The sequence below is a fragment of the Novosphingobium sp. 1529 genome (genome assembly GCF_040544855.1).
GTDB classification, from domain to species: Bacteria; Pseudomonadota; Alphaproteobacteria; order Sphingomonadales; family Sphingomonadaceae; genus Novosphingobium; species Novosphingobium capsulatum.
Genome location: NZ_JBEPKW010000005.1, coordinates 231,610 through 252,226 on the forward strand (window position 1 = coordinate 231,610; position 20,617 = coordinate 252,226).

The window sequence follows — 20,617 nt, forward strand, 5'->3', positions numbered from 1 at the left end:
GGCTTTTTTATGTCTACTCCCCATCCTCTTTAGAGGAGGGGGGCGGGGGGTGGTGGAAGCCACCATCAAACTTCGCCAAAACCTCCGCCCGCACGCTTGGCACCAACTCAGCCTCTGCCCGCAACCTAGGCTCCTCTTCCGCCAAAATCGCCAGGAACGCATCGCGCTTGAAGGTCTCGATCAAAGCAGCATCAAGCGGCTCGTCCAGCGTCGAACAGACCATGTCGATCAGCCGTTCCGCACCATTGAGCCGGCCCCACAGATAGTCATTCTCACGCCAGGCACGGCTGAAGAACGCGCCGAAGTGCGTGAATGCGATGCCCTTGAGGCAGGCGCGCGTGCCGCCGCTGCGGATGGCGGTGGCGTCTTCGGGCGAGATGCGATCGACCTTGACCGGATCGAACTCACCCAGGCCATCGCCTTGAAACAGCGGCAGCGTGGCGACGTCATAGAACGGAAAGCCCAGATAGGCGTGCAAGAAACGGCGGCGCAGCGCCTTGTCCATCATGCCCAGCGCATGGACGAACAGCCCATCCACTTCATCATCCAGCCGCGCCAGATCGCGCCGCGCGGCAATCGCGGCCAGGACCGCGCCAGGGTCTTCGCGCACCACGGCGGCACTGGCGGCAAAGCCGGGGCCCAGCCCGCTCAGGCTGGCCCGCGCCTGATACAGCGCCTGGGCACGATAGACCACGTCGCGTGCTGCCTCGCGCGCGGCCGGGTCGATGCCGGCGGCTTCGTCCCAATCGGCGGTCAGCCGGCGGGCCAGAAGTTTCAACCGGCGGATGCGGAATGCCAGGTCGTGGGCGCGGAAAAAGGCGATGGCCGGGGCCGTCGCACCTGCGCCGCGCGCGCTCAAGTTGTCGAGACCAAGCTGGTTGAGGTGGCGCCACAGGGCTTCTTCCACCCCGGCGTTGTCATCGGCGGGCAGGGCCTGGGTGATCACCTCGGCCAGATCGGCGACGATCCCCGCCAGCTTGACCTGGGCATAGCCATGAAACGCATAACCAGCCTGCTCGGCGGCGGCCTGCTGCGCCCGGGCGCGCCAGGTGATCAGGCGCTTGGGGTTGGGCCAATCGAAAAACAGCGTGTGGCCAAACAGCTTGGCCACGGTTTCCTCGATCTCGCCCTGCAGCGAATCGACGATCGCGCGCAGCCGCAGGCGCTCGCGCGATTGCCGCTCCAGCGCCTCCAGGTTGTCGCGAATCGGCTGCTCGCGCGGGATGGTGGACAGCGCGCCAAAGATCGCCGCGATAAACCCCACAGGCGCGGCTGCGGGTGCGGCATCGCCGGGCGCGTGTGGCGCGGGATCGAGATAGACGAAACGCCGGTCCACCTCGCGCCGGGAAGGGCGGCTGCCCAGCGCGGCCATGGCCGGCGCGAACGGGCGGTTGACCAGCACGGCGCCGTCGACCAGCGCGGCCTGGTCCACCGTGCCACGCCGCCAGCGATTGGGCATGATCCGCTGCAGAAAGGCCGAGCGGCCCGGCCAGGTCTCGCCGCGTTCGACCACCAGACGGTCAATCTCGGCAATGGTCAGCGGCGGAAACGCGCCGGGAAAGCTCGCTGTGGCGCGCGCGGCCAGGACCAGTTCGGGCAGCGGGGCCAGGCCTTCGCCGGTATGGGCGCGGGCCTCGGCGCGAAAGCCGATGCCCAGGCGGTGTTCGTTTTCCTCTACCAAGGGTGGGCTGTTGAGCCGCAGCGGCGCGGGATGGCCGGCAAAATCGGTGGCCGTCACCATCAGATCGATCGGGTGCCCCGGCGGCAGCAGCGGCGCGGCATTGCCGCTGCGCGCCATGGCATCGAGCGCCTCGGCCAGCAGGCGGGAAAACCCGATGCCGCTGAACGGCGGGGCAAACCAGCGCGCCCGGATCAGGCGCGAAATCTTGCGGCGCACTTCGCCCCAGGCCTTGCTGTGGCGTGTTTCGTAATCCACCTGCTGCGCCAGTTCGCCACCCCGTGCGCGCAGGGCTGGCCAGCGCAGCACGGCCCAGACCAGCGGCTGCGCCCAGAACTTGGCAAAGCGCCCCCATGGCCGGGCGTCGGGATCGAGCAGCACGTCGCTATCGGCGCGGGCCAGCCACAGCCGCGTCAGCGGCTCCAGGCTTTGCCCGGTGGCAAGCGCCTGGCCCAGGAATACGGCATTGATGCCACCGGCGCTGGCGCCCGAGAGGATATCGACCAGCACGCGCAGGCGCAGGTTGCGCTGGGCGTGGATGGTGTCCAGCAGGGCGATCCACACTGCCTCGATCCCCGGCTCTGGCACGGGCGCTGCGGCAGAGCCGACCTTGGCGTTGACCGCGCAACTGGCCCGCGACAGGTGCCACAGTTCCTTGGTAACCCCATGCATATATACCGCCAGGCTGATGCCGCCGGTGGAAACAAGGGCCAGGCGCAGTTCTTTCTGCCGCATCGCCAGACCATGACAGGGATTGAAGCGCTCGACCAGTAGGGGCGAGAGGCTGTAAGCCGGTCCGACGCTATTAACCGCGACTTGTCAGATTCACCGACAATTTACCCGTGCGGGCCTATCCCCGCCACAGAACGATACGCGCAGTTACCGATCCGCCCCGGCAGGGCGCAGCTGGATACCCTTGGCCTGATGATCCGCTTGTTCAAACACTATATTCCCAACGCGGTCTTCCTGCTGGGAATCATCGATTTCTGGCTGCTGGTGCTGGCGGGGGAACTGGGCTGGGTGGTGCGTGCCCACCAGATCGGCATCGATGTGGGCTATACCGGCGATCGCCTGTGGCCGTTGCTCACTTTTGCTGTCCTGGTGCAGACCGCGATGGTCTCGGTCGGCGTCTATGGCTCTGACGCGCTGCGCTCGATGCGCTACGCCACGGCGCGGCTGATGGTCGCCGTCAGCCTTGGCATCATTGCGCTCTCGGTCGTCTATTTCCTGATCCCCGGCCACACGCTGTGGCGGTCCAACCTGTTCTACGCCATGGTCTTTTCCATGGTCCTGCTGGTTGGCGTGCGGCTGGTGCTGGGCGGGTTCCTCGGCACGGCGGCGTTTCGTCGCCGCGTGCTGGTGCTGGGTGCGGGCAAGCGCGCCGATCGCCTGCGCAAGCTGGGCGAGCGGCCCGAGGCCGGCTTCGTCATCGTCGGCTATGTCGCGATGAGCACGCAGCACCCGCTGATCGAGGAAGCGATCAGCCGCGACGCGCTGCCCAATCTGACGCGGTTTGTCGAAAACCTCGGCGTGAGCGAGGTGGTGCTCGCGCTGGAAGAGCGGCGCAATGCGCTGCCGCTCAAGGACTTGCTGCGGATCAAGACCACCGGCGTGCATGTGAATGACTTCTCCACCTTTGTCGAGCGCGAGACCGGCCGCGTCGATCTCGATACGGTCAATCCCAGCTGGCTGATCTTTTCCGATGGGTTTTCCTCGGGCCGCATGCTGTCGGGTGCGATCAAGCGCGCGTTCGATATCTGCGCCAGCCTGCTGCTGCTGGCGCTGACCGCCCCGATCATCGTGGTCTTTGCCATCCTGGTAAAGCTCGACAGCAAGGGGCCGGCGTTCTTCCGGCAAACCCGCGTCGGCCTCTATGGCGAGACGTTCAACCTCATCAAGCTGCGCTCCATGCGCACTGATGCCGAGGCCGGCGGCGCGCAGTGGGCCGCCAAGAACGACCCGCGCGTTACCCGCATCGGCCGCCTGATCCGCAAGCTGCGCATCGATGAACTGCCGCAGACCTGGACCGTGCTCAAGGGACAGATGAGCTTTGTCGGTCCGCGCCCCGAACGGCCCGAATTCGTGTCAGACCTGGAAGAGCATCTGCCCTATTACGCAGAACGCCACATGGTGAAGCCGGGCATCACTGGCTGGGCGCAGATCAACTATCCCTACGGCGCCTCTATCGAGGATTCGCGGCACAAGCTGGAATACGATCTCTATTACGCCAAGAATTACACCCCGTTTCTTGACCTCTTGATCCTGCTGCAAACCCTGCGCGTCGTGCTGTGGCACGAAGGCGCGCGCTAAGCAGGCGCTGCCGCGATGCAGGCCCCTGTGGGATGGACAGGATTGGGCCAATGGGCCTTTGTGCTGGCGGCATTTGCCGGGCTGGTGCTGGGCGTGTGGCAGATCGACTGGCAACGGCGCGGCCGCCCGGTCAGCCGCGCCGGAATCGCGGCGGTGCTGGTTGGTGCGGTCTGGGCTCTGTTGCAGGCCGCATTGGGGCCGCACGCGCCCGTGGCGCTCTTGGCCGATATGGCGCGCAACCTAGCCTGGCTGCTGGTGGTCTATGCCCTCTTCGCCCGGGATGGACGGCATGAATCCGTAGCGCCGGTGCGGCCGGTGCTGATCGTGCTGGCCGTGGTGGAACTGCTCCAGGTCGTGCTGCTCGTGCTCGATTGGCGCTTTGCCGCGTTCCCGGTGGCACGGGCGATGATTTTCCAGATTGCGGTGATGCTGCGCCTGCTGGTGATCACCGGCGCGCTGGTGCTGGTGCACAATCTCTATGCCGGGGCGATGACCGCGCAGCGCAGCGCCGTACGGTGGACCTGCGCTGCCCTGGCGGTGATCTGGGGCTACGATCTCAATTTCTACACCATCGCCTATCTGGTGCGCGGCACGCCGGCCGAACTCGTCAGCCTGCGCGCGCTCGCCGCATTGCTCGGCGTCGCCCTGCTGGCGGCGGGCGCCGTGCGCGAGCAGACTACCGGGCGCTTTTCGCCGTCGCGCACGGTGGCGTTCCAGTCGCTCTCGCTGCTGGTGATCGGCGGCTACATGCTGGTGATGGTCGGCGTGGCGCAGTCCATCGCCTGGGCAGGTGGCAGTGCCACGATGCTGACCCAGCTTGGCTTCGTGTTTGCCTCGTCGGTGCTGGTCCTGGCGCTGATGCCCTCTGGGCGCCTGCGCGGCTGGCTCAACGTCATGCTGTCCAAGCATTTCTTCCAGCACCGCTATGACTATCGCGCCGAATGGCTGCGCTTCAACGCCACGATCGGCCGGGGTGGGGCACGGGGGCCGGGCGGGATGACCAGTGGCGCGGGCGATACCGTGCCGTTGCATACCCGCGTGATCCAGGCCGTGGCCGATATCACCGACAGCGCGCGCGGCGCTTTGCTGATGCCGGCCGATAGCGGCGAACTGGTCCTGGCGGCACGCTGGCAATGGCCCACGCTCGATGTGCCGGCCCAGGGGCTCGACGCAGCAGGCGCCGCCTTCTTCGAAACCCACGGCTTCATCGTCGACCTTGATGAAGTGCGCGGCGGCATCGACCACCGCGGCGAGGCGCAGGCCACGCCCGTCTGGATGATCGAGGAAGAGGCCGTCTGGGCCCTGGTGCCGCTGCTCCATTTCGATCGGCTGGTCGGCCTTGTCGTGCTCGGCCGCCCGGCGGTGGCGCGCCAGCTCGATTGGGAGGATTTCGACCTGTTGCGCGTGGTCGGTCATCAGCTGGCCAGCTACATCGCCGAAAACAACGGCCAGCTCGCGCTGCTCGAAGCCAGCCGGTTCGATGAATTCAACCGCCGCATCGCCTTCGTGATGCACGATATCAAGAACCTGGCGAGCCAGCTTGGCCTGCTGGCGCGCAACGCGCAGCGCCACGCCGACAATCCCGAGTTCCGCAAGGACATGCTCGTCACGCTGAGCAACTCGGCCGACAAGCTCAACGCCCTGATCGCCCGCCTGTCGCGCTATGGCGCCGGCAATGTGGAGCAACTCGCCGCGGTTGATGCCGTGGCGGTGGCCCAGGCGCTGGCCGGTCGCTGGCCGCATGGCGCCAGCGGGGCGCAAGTGGTGGTGACGGTGCATGGCCCCTGCACGATCATGGCCAACCGCGAAACGCTGGAGCAGGTGCTGGCCCATCTGGTGCAGAACGCCATTGATGCCAGCCCTGCCGGGCAAAGCGTGCGGGTCGAACTGCGCAGCGAGGCGCTGCACGGCTGCATCGACGTGATCGATACCGGCACTGGCATGAGCGCCGAGTTCGTGCGCAACAACCTGTTCAAGCCATTCGTTTCCACCAAGGCCGGCGGCTTTGGCATCGGCGCCTTCGAAGCGCGCGAACTTGTGCACGCCATGCGCGGCCGGCTCGACGTGGAAAGCCGGGAAGGGCTGGGCAGCCGCTTTTCCGTGCGCCTGCCGCTTGCTGCCGCCGCTGCCCTGTCTCCACCCCGTTCCCAGCAGGACGTTGCATGATGACCGACACCCGCGCCAAGCAGCTGCCCAAGCTGCTCATCGTCGAAGATGATCCTGGCCTCCAGGCGCAGCTCAAGTGGGCCTACGAGGATTTCGAGGTGTTCATCGCCGGCGATCGCGCCAGTGCGCTTACCCTGTTGCGCGCCGAAGAGCCGGCAGTGGTGACGCTCGATCTGGGCCTGCCGCCCGATCCCGACGGGGTGAGCGAGGGCTTTGCCGTGCTGGACGAGATCATGGCGATCAAGCCCGATACCAAGGTTATCGTAGCCTCTGGCCACGGCGCGCGCGAATCCGCGCTGCGTGCGGTGGCGCAGGGCGCCTATGATTTCTATCCCAAGCCGGTGGATATCGACGCCTTGGGCCTGATCGTGCGTCGCGCCCTGCATCTTCACCGGATCGAGGCGGAAAACCTCAGCCTGGCTACGCGGGCGCCGGCCGATCACCGGGTGCTGGGCAACATGATCACGGCAGCACCGGAAATGGTCAAGGTTGCCCGCACGATCGAGCGGGTGGCCAATACCAATGTCTCGGTCATGCTGCTTGGCGCCAGCGGCACCGGCAAGGAACTGCTGGCGCGTGGCCTGCACGAGGCATCGAGCCGGGCGAGCAGCGCTTTCGTGGCGATCAACTGCGCGGCGATCCCGGAAAACCTTTTGGAAAGCGAGCTGTTCGGCCACGAAAAGGGCGCGTTCACCGGTGCGGTCAAGACCACCGAGGGCAAGATCGAACTGGCCAATGGCGGCACGCTGTTCCTTGATGAAGTGGGCGACATCCCGCTGCAGTTGCAGGTCAAGCTGCTACGCTTCCTGCAGGAACGCACGATCGAGCGGATCGGCGGGCGCCGCTCGATCGCGGTCGACACGCGGATCGTCTGCGCCACGCACCAGAACCTCGAGGCGATGATCGCCGAAGGGCGCTTTCGCGAAGACCTGTGGTATCGCCTTGCCGAAATCGTCGTGAAGATCCCCAGCCTGGCGCAGCGGCCGGGTGACGCCACTTTGCTCGCCAAGGCGTTCCTCACCCGCTTTGCCGCGCAGATGAACCCCTCGGTCAAGGGCTTTGCCCCCGATGCCTTGGCCGCGATCGACGGATGGGGCTGGCCGGGCAACGTACGAGAGTTGGAAAACCGGGTGAAGCGCGCGGTGATCATGGCCGATGGCAAGCTGGTGGCGGCCGCCGACCTCGATCTGCCGCTGGCCGATGCTGGGGCAGACAATCCGCTCAACCTTAAGGCGGTGCGCGAGGCGGCCGATCGCAAGGCGATCCGCCACGCCCTGGCCCGTAGCGAGGGCAACATTTCCAGCACGGCGCGTCTGCTCGGTATCAGTCGGCCGACGCTTTACGACTTGCTCAAGCAATATGACATGCATGGGTAACCGCAGGCGTGCCTGGCTCGTGTCGCTCGCGGCAACGCTCCTGGCCCTGGCGCCGGTGGGGCCGGCGGCGGCCGATTGCCCCCCGCTCGATGCGGTGCGGGCCAAGGCGCGGGCAGCGCTGGCGCGGCGCGATCCGATCTCGGCCGAAGTGGCCCTGCGCGAAGCCATGCGCCAGGGTGCGCCGGCCGATGCGCTGCGCGCCGATCTTGCCGCGGCGCTGCTGGCGCGCGGTGCTTTGGCCGATGCCCACACCCTGCTGGATGGCGCGGCGCAGTTCACGCCCGATACCGCCGCGCTCGGCTGGCGCATGCGCGGGCAACTGGCCCTGGCCGAAGGGCGCTTGCCCGCGGCGGGCCAGGCGTTTGACCAGGCCTTGCGGCTTACGCCCGATGACGCTGATCTGTGGGTGGCGATCGCGCGCCTGCGCTTTGCCGGCGGAGAGCAGGCGCAATCGGTGCAGGCAGCGGCACGGGCGGTGGCGCTGGCCCCGCGCAATGCCCGCGCCCTGGCGCTGCGCGGCATGCTGGTGCGCGAACAGTTCGGGCTGCGCGCCGCGCTGCCGTGGTTCGAGCAGGGCCTCAAGATCCATCCCCAAGATCCTGATCTGCTGACCGAATATGCTGCCACGTTGGGCGACATGGGCCAGGCCCGCGCCATGCTGGTGGTGGTACGCAAACTGGCCGAGGTGGACCCGGGCAACCCACGCGCGCTCTATTTCCAGGCCGTGCTGGCCGCCCGCGCTGGCAAGACCGAGCTTGCCCGCACCCTGCTGCAACGCACCGGCACCGCGCTGAGGGACATGCCCGCGGCCATGCTGCTGGGCGGGGTGCTTGAATATCGCGCGGGCAACTACAGCGTTTCGGCGGGATTGTTGGCGCGGCTGGTGCGGCTGCAACCGGCAAATCTCCAGGCACAGCAATTGCTCGCCCGCGCCATCGCGCGCGAGGGCGATCTGCGTCAGGTGGCTTGGCGTTGGGATAGCGTGGCGCGGCAGCCCTTTGCCACGCCCTATCTGCAAGCCACGGTGGCGCGCGCCTGGCAGGGGCTGCGCCAGCCACAACGGGCCAAGGATTTGGCCACCGTTGCCGCCCGCATGGGCCCGATGCGGCCCTTCACGGCGATCCCGCCCGATCTGCCGCTGGGCGCGCTCGCGCTGCGCTATCAGGATGGCCCCAATTTTGCCGACGTGGCGGTGCCCTATGTCCGTGGCCTGCTCGCCGCGCGGCAGTTTGACCAGGCGCGGGCCGTTGCCGATCGGCTGCGCGCGGCCAATCCCGGCGCGGCAGAAGCCTGGCTTCTGGCCGGGGACGCTCGCATGATCACCAATGACGCGCGCGGTGCGCTTGCCAGTTATGATGCCGCGGCGGCGATCCGGTTCAACGAACCGGTGCTACGCCGCATGGACGCAGCCCTGCGCGCGGCGGGCCGGGCCAAGGACGCCGACGCGATGACCGCGCGCTATCTGGCGCAAAATCCCGAAAGCCTCCTGGCGATGCGGCTGCTTGCCGTCGCCTGGGCGGGGGAAGGGCGCCAGACCGAAGCCCAGGCCATGGCCCGCGCACTGGCGGCGCGGGGGCAGGTGCTTTAGGCGCGGATTACTTCGGCTGGTAGGTCTGCTCCGGCCCCGGAAACGCGCGCTCGCGTACTTCCTGGGCATAGTGGGCGGCCGCTTGCTCGATCGTGCCGGCCACTTCGGCATAGCGCTTCACAAAGCGGGGCACGCGCTCGAACATGCCCAGCATGTCTTCGGTCACCAGCACTTGGCCATCGCACTGCGCCGATCCGCCAATGCCGATCACCGGGCACGGCACCGCCTGGGTGATGGCAATGGCCAGCGGTTCCACCACACCTTCGGCCACGATGGCAAAGGCGCCGGCATCGGCCAGCGCGCGGGCATCGGCGAGGATCTTGTCGGCTTCGGCCTGGCTGCGGCCGCGCGCGCCATAGCCACCCAGCACGTTCACCGCCTGCGGCGTCAGGCCGACGTGGCCCATCACCGGGATGCCGCGCGCCACCAGGAACGCCACGGTTTCGGCCATGGCCGCGCCGCCTTCCAGCTTGACCCCGGCGCAGCCGGTGTCCTTGAGCAGCCGCGCCGCCGCCGCAAAGGCCGCTTGCGGAGAGGCTTCATAGCTGCCGAACGGCATGTCCACGATCACCACCGCATGATATGAACCGCGCACCACGGCAGCGCCATGGGCGGCCATCATGTCGAGCGTGACCGGAACGCTCGATGGCAAGCCATAGATCACCTGGCCCAGCGAATCCCCCACGAGCAGGATATCGCAATGCGCATCCAGCAATTGCGCTTGGCGCGCGGTATATGCGGTGAGCATCACGATCGGCTGCGCGGTGTGCCCATCCACCTTGCGCTGGCGGATGGCGGGCACCGACAGGCGCTTCATCGGCGCCGGGGTGGGATGGGCGCGGCTGGTGGCCGTGTCGAGCTGAAAGGTGGTGGACATGCGCACTGCTATCCCAAAAGCTGGCCCGAAAAGCCGGTCAGGTGTGGCGCGCGCTTCTATACCATGGGGCAAAACCCGCAAGGGCAGGAGGCATTGGCACATGCAGATGAAAAAAGGCCCTTTGCCAAGCCATAGGTTGCCGCTAGCGTTGCGGCCCATGACCTGGTTACCGGTGCAACGTGTTGGCGTGGGGGTTCCCGCCGCACCGGTCCAAGGCGGGAGATTTCAATGTTTGGACGCGTCAAACCACTCGACGCTATTCTGGCGACAGCCGAAAAGAAATCATTGCACCGCTCGCTCGGTGCCTTCCAACTGACCATGCTGGGCGTTGGTGCCGTGATCGGCACCGGTATTTTCGTGCTTACCGCAGAAGCCGCGCAAAAGGCCGGGCCGGGCATGATGATCAGCTTCATCATCGCCGGCTTCGTCTGTGCCGTAGCGGCGCTGTGTTACGCCGAAATGGCAGCCATGGTGCCGGTCTCGGGTTCCGCCTATACCTATAGCTACGCCGTGATGGGTGAACTCGTCGCCTGGATGGTCGGCTGGGCGCTGATCCTGGAATATGCCATCGCCGCTGGTGCCGTTTCGGTCGGCTGGTCGGGCTACATGATCGGCTTTGTCCAGAACAGCCTGCACATAACCGTGCCGCTGGAATTGGTGCGTGGCCCGTTTGACGGTGGGCTGATCAACTTGCCGGCCATGGGTATTGCCGTGGTGATTACCGGCCTGCTGATCCTGGGCACCAAGGAAAGCGCCACGGTCAACGCGGTGCTGGTGGCGATCAAGATCGTCGCCCTGTCCCTGTTCATCGCGCTGACCATTCCCATGATCAAGGCAGGCAATTTCCAGCCGTTCGCGCCGCTGGGCTTCACCGGCATTTCGGGCGCTGCGGCATCGATCTTCTTCGCCTATGTCGGCTTCGACGCGGTTTCTACTGCGGCAGAAGAGACCAAGAATCCGCAACGCAACATGCCGATCGGCCTGATCGGCAGCTTGGCAATCTGCACCGTATTCTACATGCTGGTGGCCGCTGGCGTGATTGGCACTGTTGGCGCGCAGCCGGTGTTCGGCCCCGGCCATGTTGCTCTGTCGCCCGGATCGCCCGCGCTGTCTGATGCCTGCAAGGCGATCGGTGAAAACGCCGTGGTCTGCTCCAAGGAGGCTCTGGCGTGGACGCTGCGTTCGGTCGGCCACCCGATGGTGGGCTGGCTGGTGGGCCTTGCCGCCATCCTGGCGCTTCCGTCCGTCATCCTGATGATGATGTTCGGCCAGACCCGCATCTTCTTCGTGATGAGCCGCGATGGCCTGCTGCCGGAATTTTTCTCCAAGATTCACCCGCGCTTCCACACGCCGCACGTGATCACGCTGCTCACCGGGGTGTTCGTGGCGCTGTTCGCTGCCTTCTTCCCGGTTGGTCTGCTGGCCGACGTGTCGAACTCGGGCACGCTGTTCGCGTTCGCGGCAGTGTCGATTGCGGTGCTTGTGCTGCGCCGGACCGATCCCACGCGTAAGCGTCCGTTCCGCACGCCGGCGGTGATGATCGTCGCGCCGATCTCGATCCTGGGCTGCATCTATCTGTTCGGCAGCCTGTCGGCCGCAACGATCCAGCTGTTCATCGGCTGGGCCGTGCTCGGCCTCATCGTGTACTATGCCTATAGCCGCAGCCGTAGCCATGTCGGCCGAGGCCTGACCGAAGTGCACGAAGGCGATGCTGACCTGCCGCCCAGCTCGGTGCCGCCGATCGACTGATCGCGCATCACTTTGGGCCAGCAATACAAAGGCCGCCGTTTCCCCGGGGAAGCGGCGGCCTTTGCCTATTGGAACGGGTTCGTTCCGTTTAGAGGCTGGTTTCGGCGTAGCCACCCTTGATGCTGTCGCCCACGGGCAGGCCCAGCGCCATCTTGACCGCGCCCATCACGCCCACTTCACCCGACCAGATTGCCGCTTCGCCCAGGTCCATGCGCAGGAACAGCAGGTTGGGATCGTTCTTGCCGCCCGGAAACCATGATTCCACCATGCGGCTCCAATGCTTGTCGAGCAGGGCGCGGTCGGTTTCCTCGGTCAGCGCGCCGGTGAAGCGGGCGAACAGGTCATGCCCCTTGGCGGCATAGGTCGCCGTAGCGCCGCCCTGCGCGGCAAAGCGATTGTCGCGCGAGGTGAAGAACCAGATGGCGTGGTTTGCATCGCGGTCAAGCTGCGCGGTCATTGGCGCGGCGCTTTCTGGATCGGCATCCAGTTGCAGCATCACGAAAGGCGAATGGGCCAGTTCCTTCCAGAACTTTTCCTTCAGTTCCGCCGGGTTGCCTTGGTCATAATGCATCGTTTCTCTCCTGTGAAAGGGGGGTGTTCGGGTCAGACGTTGGGGGTGATCAGCATTTGCGCAGTCACCGCATCGATCGCGGCCTGGCGATCATCCGGGCGACGCCCGGACAGAAATTCGGTGAGGTCAGCGATCAGCCGCTCGGTTTCCGTGGCAAACACGCCGTGCGGTGCGCCGGAGTATTCGACCAGCATGGCATGCGGGACGGCGCGGGCCACCGCGCGGCCGGTCGCCTCGATCGGCACGGTCTTGTCGCCCGTGCCGTGGATCACCAGCGTCGGTACGGTAAAGCTCGCCAGGTCACCGCGGAAATCGGTGGTGGCAAAGGCCTTTGCCGCGGCCAAGGTCGGCAGCAACCCGGCTTGCATCGCGTGGTTCCACGACAGCGCGCGCTGTTCGTCGCTCACCGGTTGAGCCAAGAGGCCAACCCCATAGAAATCCTTGATGAACCCGGCCATGAACTTGGCCCGGTCGGCCAGCATGCCCTCGGTCATCTGGTTGAAGGTCTCTTGCGGCACGCCGTCAGGATTGTCTTCGGTCTTGGCCATGAACGGCACAACCGATGAAACCAGCGCCACCCGCCCGATGCCATCGGCACCGTGGCGCGAAAGATAACGGGCAATTTCCCCGCCACCCATGGAAAAGCCGACGAGGGCCGCGCCCGGTCGGGCGTCGGTGGCTGCCAGCACATCAGCGAGATCGTCGGCGAACGTGTCATAGTCATAGCCATGACCGGGTTGATCCGACCGGCCGAACCCGCGGCGATCGTAGGCGATGGCGCGATAGCCCGCGCCAGCCAGCGCATTCATCACCGGGTCCCAGCTATCGGCATTGAGCGGCCAGCCATGGATCAGCACCACGGCGGGACCTTGCCCCCAGGCCTTGACGTAAAGCTGGGTGCCATCGCGCGTCTTGATCATGGGCATGGTTCGCAAAACTCCGCAAATCGTCTGCCCCTCCGCGCCTATAACCGGTTGAGGGGGAAGAGCGTTCCGGTGCCCTGCCCAAAATGCCGTGGACGGTTCGCCGCATCGGCACTGGCATTGCCGCAGGGAGGAACGTATAAGGAACGAATGTCGCAACCCACGGTCATGGAACGGCTCGGCATTCTCGCCGATGCCGCCAAATACGATGCTTCCTGCGCATCATCCGGTACGGCCAAGCGCAACAGCGCCGGCGGGAAGGGCCTCGGCTCGACCGAGGGGATGGGCATCTGCCATGCCTATGCGCCCGATGGCCGGTGCATTTCGCTGCTCAAAATCCTGCTGACCAATCACTGCATTTTCGATTGCCACTATTGCGTCAACCGCAAGAGTTCCAACGTGCGCCGCGCGCGCTTCACGCCGCAGGAAGTGGCCGATCTGACGATCGCCTTCTATCGCCGCAACTATATCGAGGGATTGTTTCTCTCGTCGGGCATCGTGCGCTCGTCCAACCACACGATGGAACAGTTGATCGAGGCGGCCCGCATCCTGCGCGAGGAGCACGAGTTCAGAGGCTATATCCATCTCAAGACCATTCCCGAGGCTGACCCGGAACTGGTGGCGCGGGCCGGGCTCTATGCCGATCGCGTATCGATCAACGTGGAATTGCCCACCCAGGCGGGGCTGGCGCGGCTGGCGCCCGACAAATCCACGCCGGTGATCGAAGGGGCCATGGCCAGCATCGGCAGCGCCATTGTCGAGGCCAAGGACGCGCGCAAGCGCTTTCGCCACGCGCCGCGCTTTGCCCCGGCCGGGCAATCGACCCAGATGATCGTTGGCGCCGACCAGGCCAGCGACGCCGATATCGTTGGCCGCTCGGCCACGCTCTACAGCCGCTTTCGCCTGCGCCGCGTCTATTATTCCGCGTTCAGCCCGATCCCGGATGCCAGCGCGGTCTTGCCGCTGCAACGCCCGCCCCTGATGCGCGAACACCGGCTCTATCAGTCTGACTGGTTGATGCGATTTTATGGCTTTGCCCCGCACGAGGTGCAGCAGGCCGCCGATGATGGTGGCATGTTGCCGCTCGATATCGATCCCAAGCTGGCCTGGGCGCTGCGCTTTCGCGATGCATTCCCGGTGGATGTCAACCGCGCCCCGCGCGAGGCACTGTTGCGCGTGCCCGGGCTGGGCGTGCGCGCGGTCAACGCGTTGCTTTCGGCGCGGCGGCAGCGCCGGCTGCGGCTGGAAGACGTGGGCCGGCTGACTGTCTCGCTCACCAAGGTGCGTCCTTTCATCGTCACTGCCGATTGGCGGCCCACGCTGCTGGTCGATCGGGCAGACCTGCGCGCCAGCCTGACCCCGCCCAAGGAGCGGCAGCTCGAACTGTTCGGCACCTGATCCTTGCGCGTCTGCCTTCCCGCGCCCGATGATACCGAAGCCTGGCGCACGGCGGCGCGCGGGCTGATCCTGGCCGGGATCGCGCCCGATGCGGTGTCGTGGGAAGAGCCGGGGCAGGGGCCGGGCGATCTTTTTGCGCAAGATGCCGCGCCGATCCCGCCGCCACGGCCCGATGCCCCGCCGGTGCGCGCCAGCAAGGCGTTTCTCAACCTGGTGCGCATGGCCCTGCTGCACCGTGCGCCCGAACGCTTTGATCTGGCCTATCGCCTGCTCTGGCGCCTGCAGGGCCAGCCGCGTCTGGCCGAGGATGCGGCCGATCCCCTCGTGCGCCGGCTGGATCAATTGTCGCGTCCGGTGCGGCGCGACATCCACAAGATGCGCGCGTTCCTGCGCTTCCGCAGCGTGGCCGAGCCTGATGGCAGCGAGCGCTATGTCGCCTGGTTCGAACCGGATCATCATATTCTGCGCGCCAATGCCGGCTTTTTCGTGCGGCGTTTTGCCGCGATGCGCTGGTCGATCCTGACGCCGGCGGGATCGCTGCACTGGGCCGGCGATGTGCTGGAGGAAGGGCCACCGGCCACTCGCTTGGATGCACCCGGCGGTGATCCGCTGGAAGAATTTTGGCGCACCTATTACGCCAACATTTTCAATCCGGCGCGGCTCAAGGTGGGCGCCATGCTCAAGGAAATGCCGCGCAAGTATTGGAAGAACATGCCCGAAGCCGCGCTGATTCCCGAACTGATCGCCGGGGCCCAGGCGCGCGAGGCGGCCATGGTCGATCTGGGGCGGCAGGAGTTCGGACCTGCGCCGGATAGCCTCGCCGATCTGGCCACCGGCATTGCCGGCTGCCGCCATTGCGCGATCGGCTGCAACGGCACGCGCGCGGTGCCAGGCGAAGGCACGCGCCGCCGCGCGTTCATGATCGTGGGCGAGCAGCCGGGCGATATTGAAGAAATGGAGGGCCGCCCGTTCGTTGGCCCGGCTGGCGAGGTGCTGCGCAGCCAGTTGCAGGCTGCCGGGATCGATCCGGGGCAGGGGTGGCTGACCAACGCGGTCAAGCATTTCAAGCATCAGCCCACCGGCAAGCGTCGCCTGCACCAGACGCCCACGGCCGGTGAGATCGATACCTGTCGCTGGTGGCTGGACCGCGAGCGCGAGCTGGTGGCGCCGCGCCTGATCCTGGCGCTGGGCGCCAGCGCCGCGCGCGGGTTGATCGGCCGGACTGCCAGCGTGCAGCGCGAGCGTGGATTGCTTGCCCGGCAAGGCGACACAGACATCTGGCTTACCTGCCACCCCAGCTATCTGCTGCGTCTGGATGGCGCGGCGCGAGAGGCGGAACAGGCGCGGTTCGTGGCGGATTTGCGCGGGTTTGCTGACGCGTTGGCGGCAGTGTTCCACCACCCCCCGACCCCCTCCTCTTAAGAGGAAGGGGAGTTAAGAGGCTGAAATCAAAACCCCTCCTCTTCAGAGGAGGGGGTTGGGGGTGGTGGGAAGCCTAAACCAACCTCACGCCCGAAGCCGCTCGATCCCCTGCGCCAGCGCCACATAGAGCTTGCCCATGTCAGACGACAGCAGCGTCACGCCGAGGGCATTGCCATCGCGCGTCGAGAGCAACTGGCGCAGCATGCCTTCGAAATCGTGAATATAGCGGTTCACGTGGCCGCGGAATTCAGCATCGCCGGCATAGTGCTGCTGCACCGCCTTGGCATCGGCACTGTCGAGCAGAGTGACGGCGCGGCGGGTGAAGATGCCGCGATCGCCGCGAAGGTAGGAAGCCCAGGCCGTTTCCGAAACATCGGCTGACAGCGCCTGGGCAATGTCGATCGCGGCGGAATTGAGGGACTCGGTGATCAGTGCGGTGCGGCGCGCGAAGTCGTTGTCGACCTGTTCTTCGGCACGTTCGCGCGCGCGGGCAACGCGGTTCTCCAGGTTGGTGGCCAGTTCGTCCACCTTGGCCAACTGGTCGCGCATCTGCACGGCGCTGTCGCGGCTGGCGTCGGCGGCGTTGTCGATGGCCTGCTCCAACCGGGCGATCAGTTCGGCGCCGCGGCCTTGCAACACGCGGGCGAATGCGGCGTTGCCTTCCTCGCCCAGCCGCGCGGCAAGGGCCTCGATTTCGTCCTTGAGGGTTTCGCCCATGGTATCGCCAGCGGCACGGGCGGCGGCATTGAGGCGATCGATCGCGGTGGCCATGGTGCCGGTGATGTCGCCCGAAAGCGCCTCGGCCTCGCCACGCGCGGTTTCCAGCGTGGCGCGCACTTCATTGAGCTGCGCACGCTCGGCCGCGGCCTGCTGGGCAAAGGCTTCGTGCAGGCGGGCGACATGGGCCAGTGCCTCGGCAATGTCGGCGCTGGTGCCCCGCACGGTTTCGGCAAGGGCGGTGCCCTTGTTGCCCGCTTCGCCCAGTTCGGCATGCAGGGCGGTCACGCGCTGGTCCAGTTCGGCAAGGCCGGCCTGGCTGGTGCGCAAGATCTCGGGCAGTTCGTTGCGGCTGTGCTGACCCGCGGCCTGGATTAGTTCGAGCAGGCGCACGGCGGCATCGGTGGTGCGCGCGATGTGATCGTCTTGCGTGGTCAGTTCGATGCCGGTTTCCGCCAGGCGCGTGCGCAGCAGATCGAGCGCGCGGGCCACGGCCTGGGCCGTGGTATCGCCCATGCTGGCCGAGGCCGACAGCGTTTCGGCAAGTTCTGCCGCGCGGGCGGCGGCGGCATCGCATTGTGCGGCCAGGCGGCGCGCTTCATCGTGCTGGCGTGTGCGCTGGGTATCGAGCGCGCGATCGAGATCGGCCAGCTTGTGGGCCAATGCCTCGGTCGCCTCGTTGGCAGCGGCGGCGAGCGCGCTGCGCCGCTCGGCAATGGCGCGGTCGATTTCCACCATGCGGCGGGCCAGCGTCTCGCGCTGGTCATCGGCGCCAGCCGCGAGCGCGGCGCGGCGCTGGGCGACGGCGGCGTCGATCGCTTCGCCTTCGGCGTCGAGGGCAGCCACCAGCGCGCGGCTTTCTTCGGCAAAGCGGGCCAGGCGGGCCTGGGCCTGGGCCTGGGTGCTGTCTTGGGCGGCGGTCAAGTCGTCGAGCGCGGCGCGCAACGTGCGCATCTGCGCCTCGCTGCGGGCCTGCCAGCTGGCGAGCGCGGCGCTTTCCTGCTCGGCCACGGCTTCGCCCAGCGTGGCGCTGGCTTCCTTCAGCGTGGCCAGGCGCTGTTCCAGCGCCGTCAAGCTTTCGCGCTCGGCACTGGCCATGGTGCGGCGCTGCTCGCCCAGCGTATCGGCCAGCGCCTGGGCGCGGGCGCGGATCGCGGCAAGCGCGGCATGCTCTTCCTGGTCGAGCGCGGCGCGATGGCTGCTCACTTCTTCTTCCAAGGTGGCAAAGCGCGCCTCGGTCTGGCGGGCAAGGTCAACCCCGGCCGCGGTCAACGCGCCGAGTGCCGCCTGAACCTGATCGCGCACGCTGGCCACTTGGCGCTCGCTGGCTAGCCCGAATTCGTTCAGGCGCTGGAACCCGGCGACCATGTCTTCCAGCTGCACGTGCGCGGTTCGCCCGGCATTGGCGATGGAGTTGGTCACGTCCTTGGCGCTGTTGGCGATCACCGGCAGTTGGCTGCGCAGCTTTTCCATGTTGTCGAGCGCGTTGGCCGCAACATCGGCGATTGCGTTGACCTGCGCGCCGTTGTCCTGGATCAGCCCGCGCAGGCTGTCGGCATGGGTAGACAGGCGGTCAGCCGCCACGCGGCCTAGCGCATCAAGATCGCGCGCCTGGGCGGCGATGAAATCGCGGGCGAGGGCCAGCTCGGTGTTGATCGAACCCAGCTGCTGGTGCAGCTGCGCCGATTCGCGCGACAGGCCGCTGGCAATGCTGGAAAACCGGCGCGCCTCGCGCCCGCTGCCGCGCTGGATCAGCAGCAGGGTGACCAGCACAACCAGCACCGGCGCCGCCCACTGGCCGGTGGCAGCTGCCCATGCGGCGGGGCTGCGCACGGCAACCAGTCCAGGAACGCTGGCCCAGGCAAAAAAGCCCGTCCACACCGCGATCACGCCACCGGCCAGGCCCCATGGCCAAGGAGCCGGTGGGGCGGTGGCGGTATCGTCGAACGCGTCTTCGCTTTGATCGGCAAATTCTTGTAAAGATGGGGTAATGGGCAAGGCGGTTTCTGCCTGTTCACGATCCAGCGCCAGGCCATGCCCGCCGGTTTCCGGCTGGTTGGCTTCGATCGGAATGATCCGTGGTCCCCCATTCATGGCCACGTCTCTATCATGGAAAAGGGGGGCGGTTAAACCCGCCTTAAGCCCTGATGCCACACTATCAACAGCATGGCTTATCTTGGCGATCCGATCGATGCGCAGCTGGCGGCCGTGGCGGGCAGTGACCCGGCGCTGTTTGCCGAACTGCGCGGCGCTTTTCTCGACAGCGCGCGGCGGCAGGTCGATCTCATGCGGCGCTCACGTTGTGACGGCAACTGGTCGATGGCCGGCCTGCGGCTCAAAGGCCTGGCTGCCTCGTTCCACGCGCAAGGCTTGATGCGCCTGGTGGAACAGGCGCTGGCCGGTGCGCCGGGCGATCCGGCGGTCTTGCGCAAGATCGCGATGTGGCTGGATGATTTCAGCGCCGGTGCACAGGATCCGGCGCCAGCAGATCCAGCGCCGATCAGCCCCGATCAGGCCTGATCCGAAACGCCCGACGGGCGCTTGGCACGGCGTGGTTGCCGCCCTACCATGCGCGCGATCAGGAGGCATACAGTTGCGGGTCGCGCTCATATCGTTGATGGAAAATGTGCCGGTCGATCTGGCGGGCGACGGCGCCGTCCAATCGGGTGGAAACCCCGGTTTCTTGCCGATCGCCGGGCACAGCATCGCGCGCCACCAGCTGGGCTTGGCGCTGGCGCTGGGCGCCACGCGAATCGTCGTCCATGCCGAAATGCTCTCGGCCGAGATCGTCGAGATCCAGCACGTCGCCGAACAGCGCGGCGCGCGCTTTCACATCATAACCGCGGCGCGTGCACTGGTGCCGTTGGTTTCGGCCGAGGATGAACTGATCGTCTTTGCCGAAGGGTTCCTGGCCATGCCCGAGGATGCCCGCCGCATTCTGGACGAGGCGCCGGGCGTGTTGGCCTTGCCAGTGGAAGCCGGCGTTGCAGCCGGGTTCGAACGTATCGACATCAACCATGCCTGGGCCGGGGCGATGCGCATGCCCGGCCGGGTGGTGGCCGGGCTGGGCGATCTGCCGCCCGAATGGAACCCGGTTGCCGCGCTGCTGCGCCTGGCGACGCAGGCGCGCCTGCCGTTGCGCGCGGTGCCGCAGGCCCTGCTGGCTGCGGGCCGCTGGCGCCTGGTGCGCAACGAGGCCGATGCTCATGCTGCGGAAAACGATTGGCTGGCCCAGCACACCGCGGCCAGCCACGTCCGCTCGCCGGGGGAATGGCTCGCGGTGCAGGCGGTGCGGCGGATCGGCCCTGCGCTCTTGCATGCCCGTACGCGGCCGTGGGTGGCCATGGCGGCGGCGCTACTGCTCGTGCTGCTCGCGCTGGGCGCGGGCTGGTGGGGCAGGGCGGGGCTGGCGTTTGCGCTGGTTGGCCTGGGCTGGGTGGTGTTGCAGGCCGGACGCTTGCTGGCGCGGGTGGAGCAGGCATCGCTGATGCAGGCATCGGGCCGCTTGCGCGGGGGGGCGCTGTTTGGCCCGCTGGTGGATGGTGCGCTGGTGGCGATCTGCGCCTGGCGCGCCAGTGGCGGGCCCACGGCCCAGACGGCGTGGTTTCCGCCGCTGGTCCTCGTCCTGATCCTCTGGCTGTTTCCGGTGGTGCTGCGCGATTTCCGCTGGACGGCATGGCTGTGCGACCGCCTGCTTGTGGCGCTGACGCTGCTTGTGGTGGGGCTGTTCATGCCGCTGGAAACGGGCCTGCGGGTGATCGTCGTCGTGCTGCTTGCCACGGCCTTGGCACAGGCGCATGGTCTGTTTCCTAACCGCTTGCTAACCAATGGAACCTAGAACC

At 66.9% G+C, this 20,617-nt stretch carries 14 protein-coding genes; 9 read left to right on the forward strand and 5 right to left on the reverse strand.

Features of this window, described 5'->3' with window-relative positions:
• Positions 1-13: 13 nt before the first annotated feature.
• The gene (locus ABIC78_RS12785; protein WP_354490051.1) at positions 14-2,413 is read right to left on the reverse strand and encodes a patatin-like protein; all 2,400 of its coding nucleotides are present in this window, start codon (positions 2,411-2,413) and stop codon (positions 14-16) included.
• A 189-nt stretch (positions 2,414-2,602) separates the two neighbouring features.
• Between ABIC78_RS12785 and ABIC78_RS12790 the strand changes: the two genes are divergently transcribed.
• From ABIC78_RS12790 to ABIC78_RS12805, 4 genes are read left to right on the forward strand one after another with little or no spacing between them, the layout of a single operon-like run.
• Positions 2,603-3,988: a TIGR03013 family XrtA/PEP-CTERM system glycosyltransferase gene (locus ABIC78_RS12790; protein WP_309804247.1), complete on the forward strand. Its 1,386-nt coding sequence runs from the start codon at positions 2,603-2,605 to the stop codon at positions 3,986-3,988.
• A 15-nt stretch (positions 3,989-4,003) separates the two neighbouring features.
• Positions 4,004-6,154 carry an XrtA/PEP-CTERM system histidine kinase PrsK gene (gene prsK / locus ABIC78_RS12795; protein WP_354490053.1) on the forward strand — a complete coding sequence of 717 codons (2,151 nt, stop codon included), beginning with the start codon at positions 4,004-4,006 and terminating at the stop codon, positions 6,152-6,154.
• Positions 6,154-7,530: a PEP-CTERM-box response regulator transcription factor gene (gene prsR / locus ABIC78_RS12800; protein ID WP_107717417.1), complete on the forward strand. Its 1,377-nt coding sequence runs from the start codon at positions 6,154-6,156 to the stop codon at positions 7,528-7,530. The genes prsK and prsR overlap by 1 nt, the downstream gene beginning before the upstream one ends.
• The gene (locus ABIC78_RS12805; protein ID WP_354490055.1) at positions 7,523-9,118 is read left to right on the forward strand and encodes a tetratricopeptide repeat protein; all 1,596 of its coding nucleotides are present in this window, start codon (positions 7,523-7,525) and stop codon (positions 9,116-9,118) included. The genes prsR and ABIC78_RS12805 overlap by 8 nt, the downstream gene beginning before the upstream one ends.
• Positions 9,119-9,125: 7 nt before the next feature.
• Here the strand turns inward: ABIC78_RS12805 and panB are convergent, their stop codons facing one another.
• Positions 9,126-9,995 carry a 3-methyl-2-oxobutanoate hydroxymethyltransferase gene (gene panB, locus ABIC78_RS12810; RefSeq protein ID WP_022675417.1) on the reverse strand — a complete coding sequence of 290 codons (870 nt, stop codon included), beginning with the start codon at positions 9,993-9,995 and terminating at the stop codon, positions 9,126-9,128.
• Between the two features lie 228 nt (positions 9,996-10,223).
• Between panB and ABIC78_RS12815 the strand changes: the two genes are divergently transcribed.
• On the forward strand, positions 10,224-11,744 hold the full coding sequence (locus ABIC78_RS12815) for an amino acid permease (RefSeq protein ID WP_022675416.1): 1,521 nt from the start codon (positions 10,224-10,226) through the stop codon (positions 11,742-11,744).
• Positions 11,745-11,832: 88 nt separating this feature from the next.
• Here the strand turns inward: ABIC78_RS12815 and ABIC78_RS12820 are convergent, their stop codons facing one another.
• Both ABIC78_RS12820 and ABIC78_RS12825 read right to left on the reverse strand, forming a co-directional pair.
• Positions 11,833-12,315 carry a pyridoxamine 5'-phosphate oxidase family protein gene (locus tag ABIC78_RS12820; protein WP_022675415.1) on the reverse strand — a complete coding sequence of 161 codons (483 nt, stop codon included), beginning with the start codon at positions 12,313-12,315 and terminating at the stop codon, positions 11,833-11,835.
• A gap of 32 nt (positions 12,316-12,347) precedes the next feature.
• Positions 12,348-13,241, reverse strand: coding sequence for an alpha/beta fold hydrolase (locus ABIC78_RS12825; protein ID WP_354490058.1), 894 nt, complete (start codon positions 13,239-13,241; stop codon positions 12,348-12,350).
• Positions 13,242-13,388: 147 nt separating this feature from the next.
• On the opposite strand from ABIC78_RS12825, the gene ABIC78_RS12830 reads away from it, so the two are divergent.
• Both ABIC78_RS12830 and ABIC78_RS12835 read left to right on the forward strand, forming a co-directional pair.
• Entirely contained in the window at positions 13,389-14,636 is a 1,248-nt protein-coding gene (locus ABIC78_RS12830) for a putative DNA modification/repair radical SAM protein (protein WP_354490060.1), read from the forward strand.
• A 3-nt stretch (positions 14,637-14,639) separates the two neighbouring features.
• Complete coding sequence (locus ABIC78_RS12835) at positions 14,640-16,058, forward strand: UdgX family uracil-DNA binding protein (protein ID WP_354490062.1); 1,419 nt, start codon at positions 14,640-14,642, stop codon at positions 16,056-16,058.
• 84 nt (positions 16,059-16,142) lie between these two features.
• On the opposite strand, the gene ABIC78_RS12840 is transcribed toward ABIC78_RS12835, so the two are convergent.
• A complete protein-coding gene (locus ABIC78_RS12840; RefSeq protein ID WP_354490064.1) occupies positions 16,143-18,869 on the reverse strand; it encodes a coiled-coil domain-containing protein in 2,727 nt (908 codons plus the stop codon).
• Between the two features lie 72 nt (positions 18,870-18,941).
• On the opposite strand from ABIC78_RS12840, the gene ABIC78_RS12845 reads away from it, so the two are divergent.
• Both ABIC78_RS12845 and ABIC78_RS12850 read left to right on the forward strand, forming a co-directional pair.
• Positions 18,942-19,295, forward strand: a complete 354-nt coding sequence (locus ABIC78_RS12845) for an Hpt domain-containing protein (protein WP_107717323.1) — start codon at positions 18,942-18,944, stop codon at positions 19,293-19,295.
• Between the two features lie 73 nt (positions 19,296-19,368).
• Complete coding sequence (locus tag ABIC78_RS12850; protein ID WP_233251102.1) at positions 19,369-20,613, forward strand: hypothetical protein; 1,245 nt, start codon at positions 19,369-19,371, stop codon at positions 20,611-20,613.
• The last annotated feature ends 4 nt before the right edge of the window (positions 20,614-20,617 follow it).

Excerpts from the sequence above, each read along its gene's own strand:
- ABIC78_RS12785 (WP_354490051.1), bottom strand. The coding sequence starts at position 2,413 with ATGCGGCAGAAAGAACTGCGCCTGGCCCTTGTTTCCACCGGCGGCATC.
- ABIC78_RS12790 (WP_309804247.1), top strand. The coding sequence starts at position 2,603 with ATGATCCGCTTGTTCAAACACTATATTCCCAACGCGGTCTTCCTGCTG.
- prsK (WP_354490053.1), top strand. The coding sequence starts at position 4,004 with ATGCAGGCCCCTGTGGGATGGACAGGATTGGGCCAATGGGCCTTTGTG.
- prsR (WP_107717417.1), top strand. The coding sequence starts at position 6,154 with ATGACCGACACCCGCGCCAAGCAGCTGCCCAAGCTGCTCATCGTCGAA.
- ABIC78_RS12805 (WP_354490055.1), top strand. The coding sequence starts at position 7,523 with ATGGGTAACCGCAGGCGTGCCTGGCTCGTGTCGCTCGCGGCAACGCTC.
- panB (WP_022675417.1), bottom strand. The coding sequence starts at position 9,995 with ATGTCCACCACCTTTCAGCTCGACACGGCCACCAGCCGCGCCCATCCC.
- ABIC78_RS12815 (WP_022675416.1), top strand. The coding sequence starts at position 10,224 with ATGTTTGGACGCGTCAAACCACTCGACGCTATTCTGGCGACAGCCGAA.
- ABIC78_RS12820 (WP_022675415.1), bottom strand. The coding sequence starts at position 12,315 with ATGCATTATGACCAAGGCAACCCGGCGGAACTGAAGGAAAAGTTCTGG.
- ABIC78_RS12825 (WP_354490058.1), bottom strand. The coding sequence starts at position 13,241 with ATGCCCATGATCAAGACGCGCGATGGCACCCAGCTTTACGTCAAGGCC.
- ABIC78_RS12830 (WP_354490060.1), top strand. The coding sequence starts at position 13,389 with ATGTCGCAACCCACGGTCATGGAACGGCTCGGCATTCTCGCCGATGCC.
- ABIC78_RS12840 (WP_354490064.1), bottom strand. The coding sequence starts at position 18,869 with ATGAATGGGGGACCACGGATCATTCCGATCGAAGCCAACCAGCCGGAA.
- ABIC78_RS12845 (WP_107717323.1), top strand. The coding sequence starts at position 18,942 with ATGGCTTATCTTGGCGATCCGATCGATGCGCAGCTGGCGGCCGTGGCG.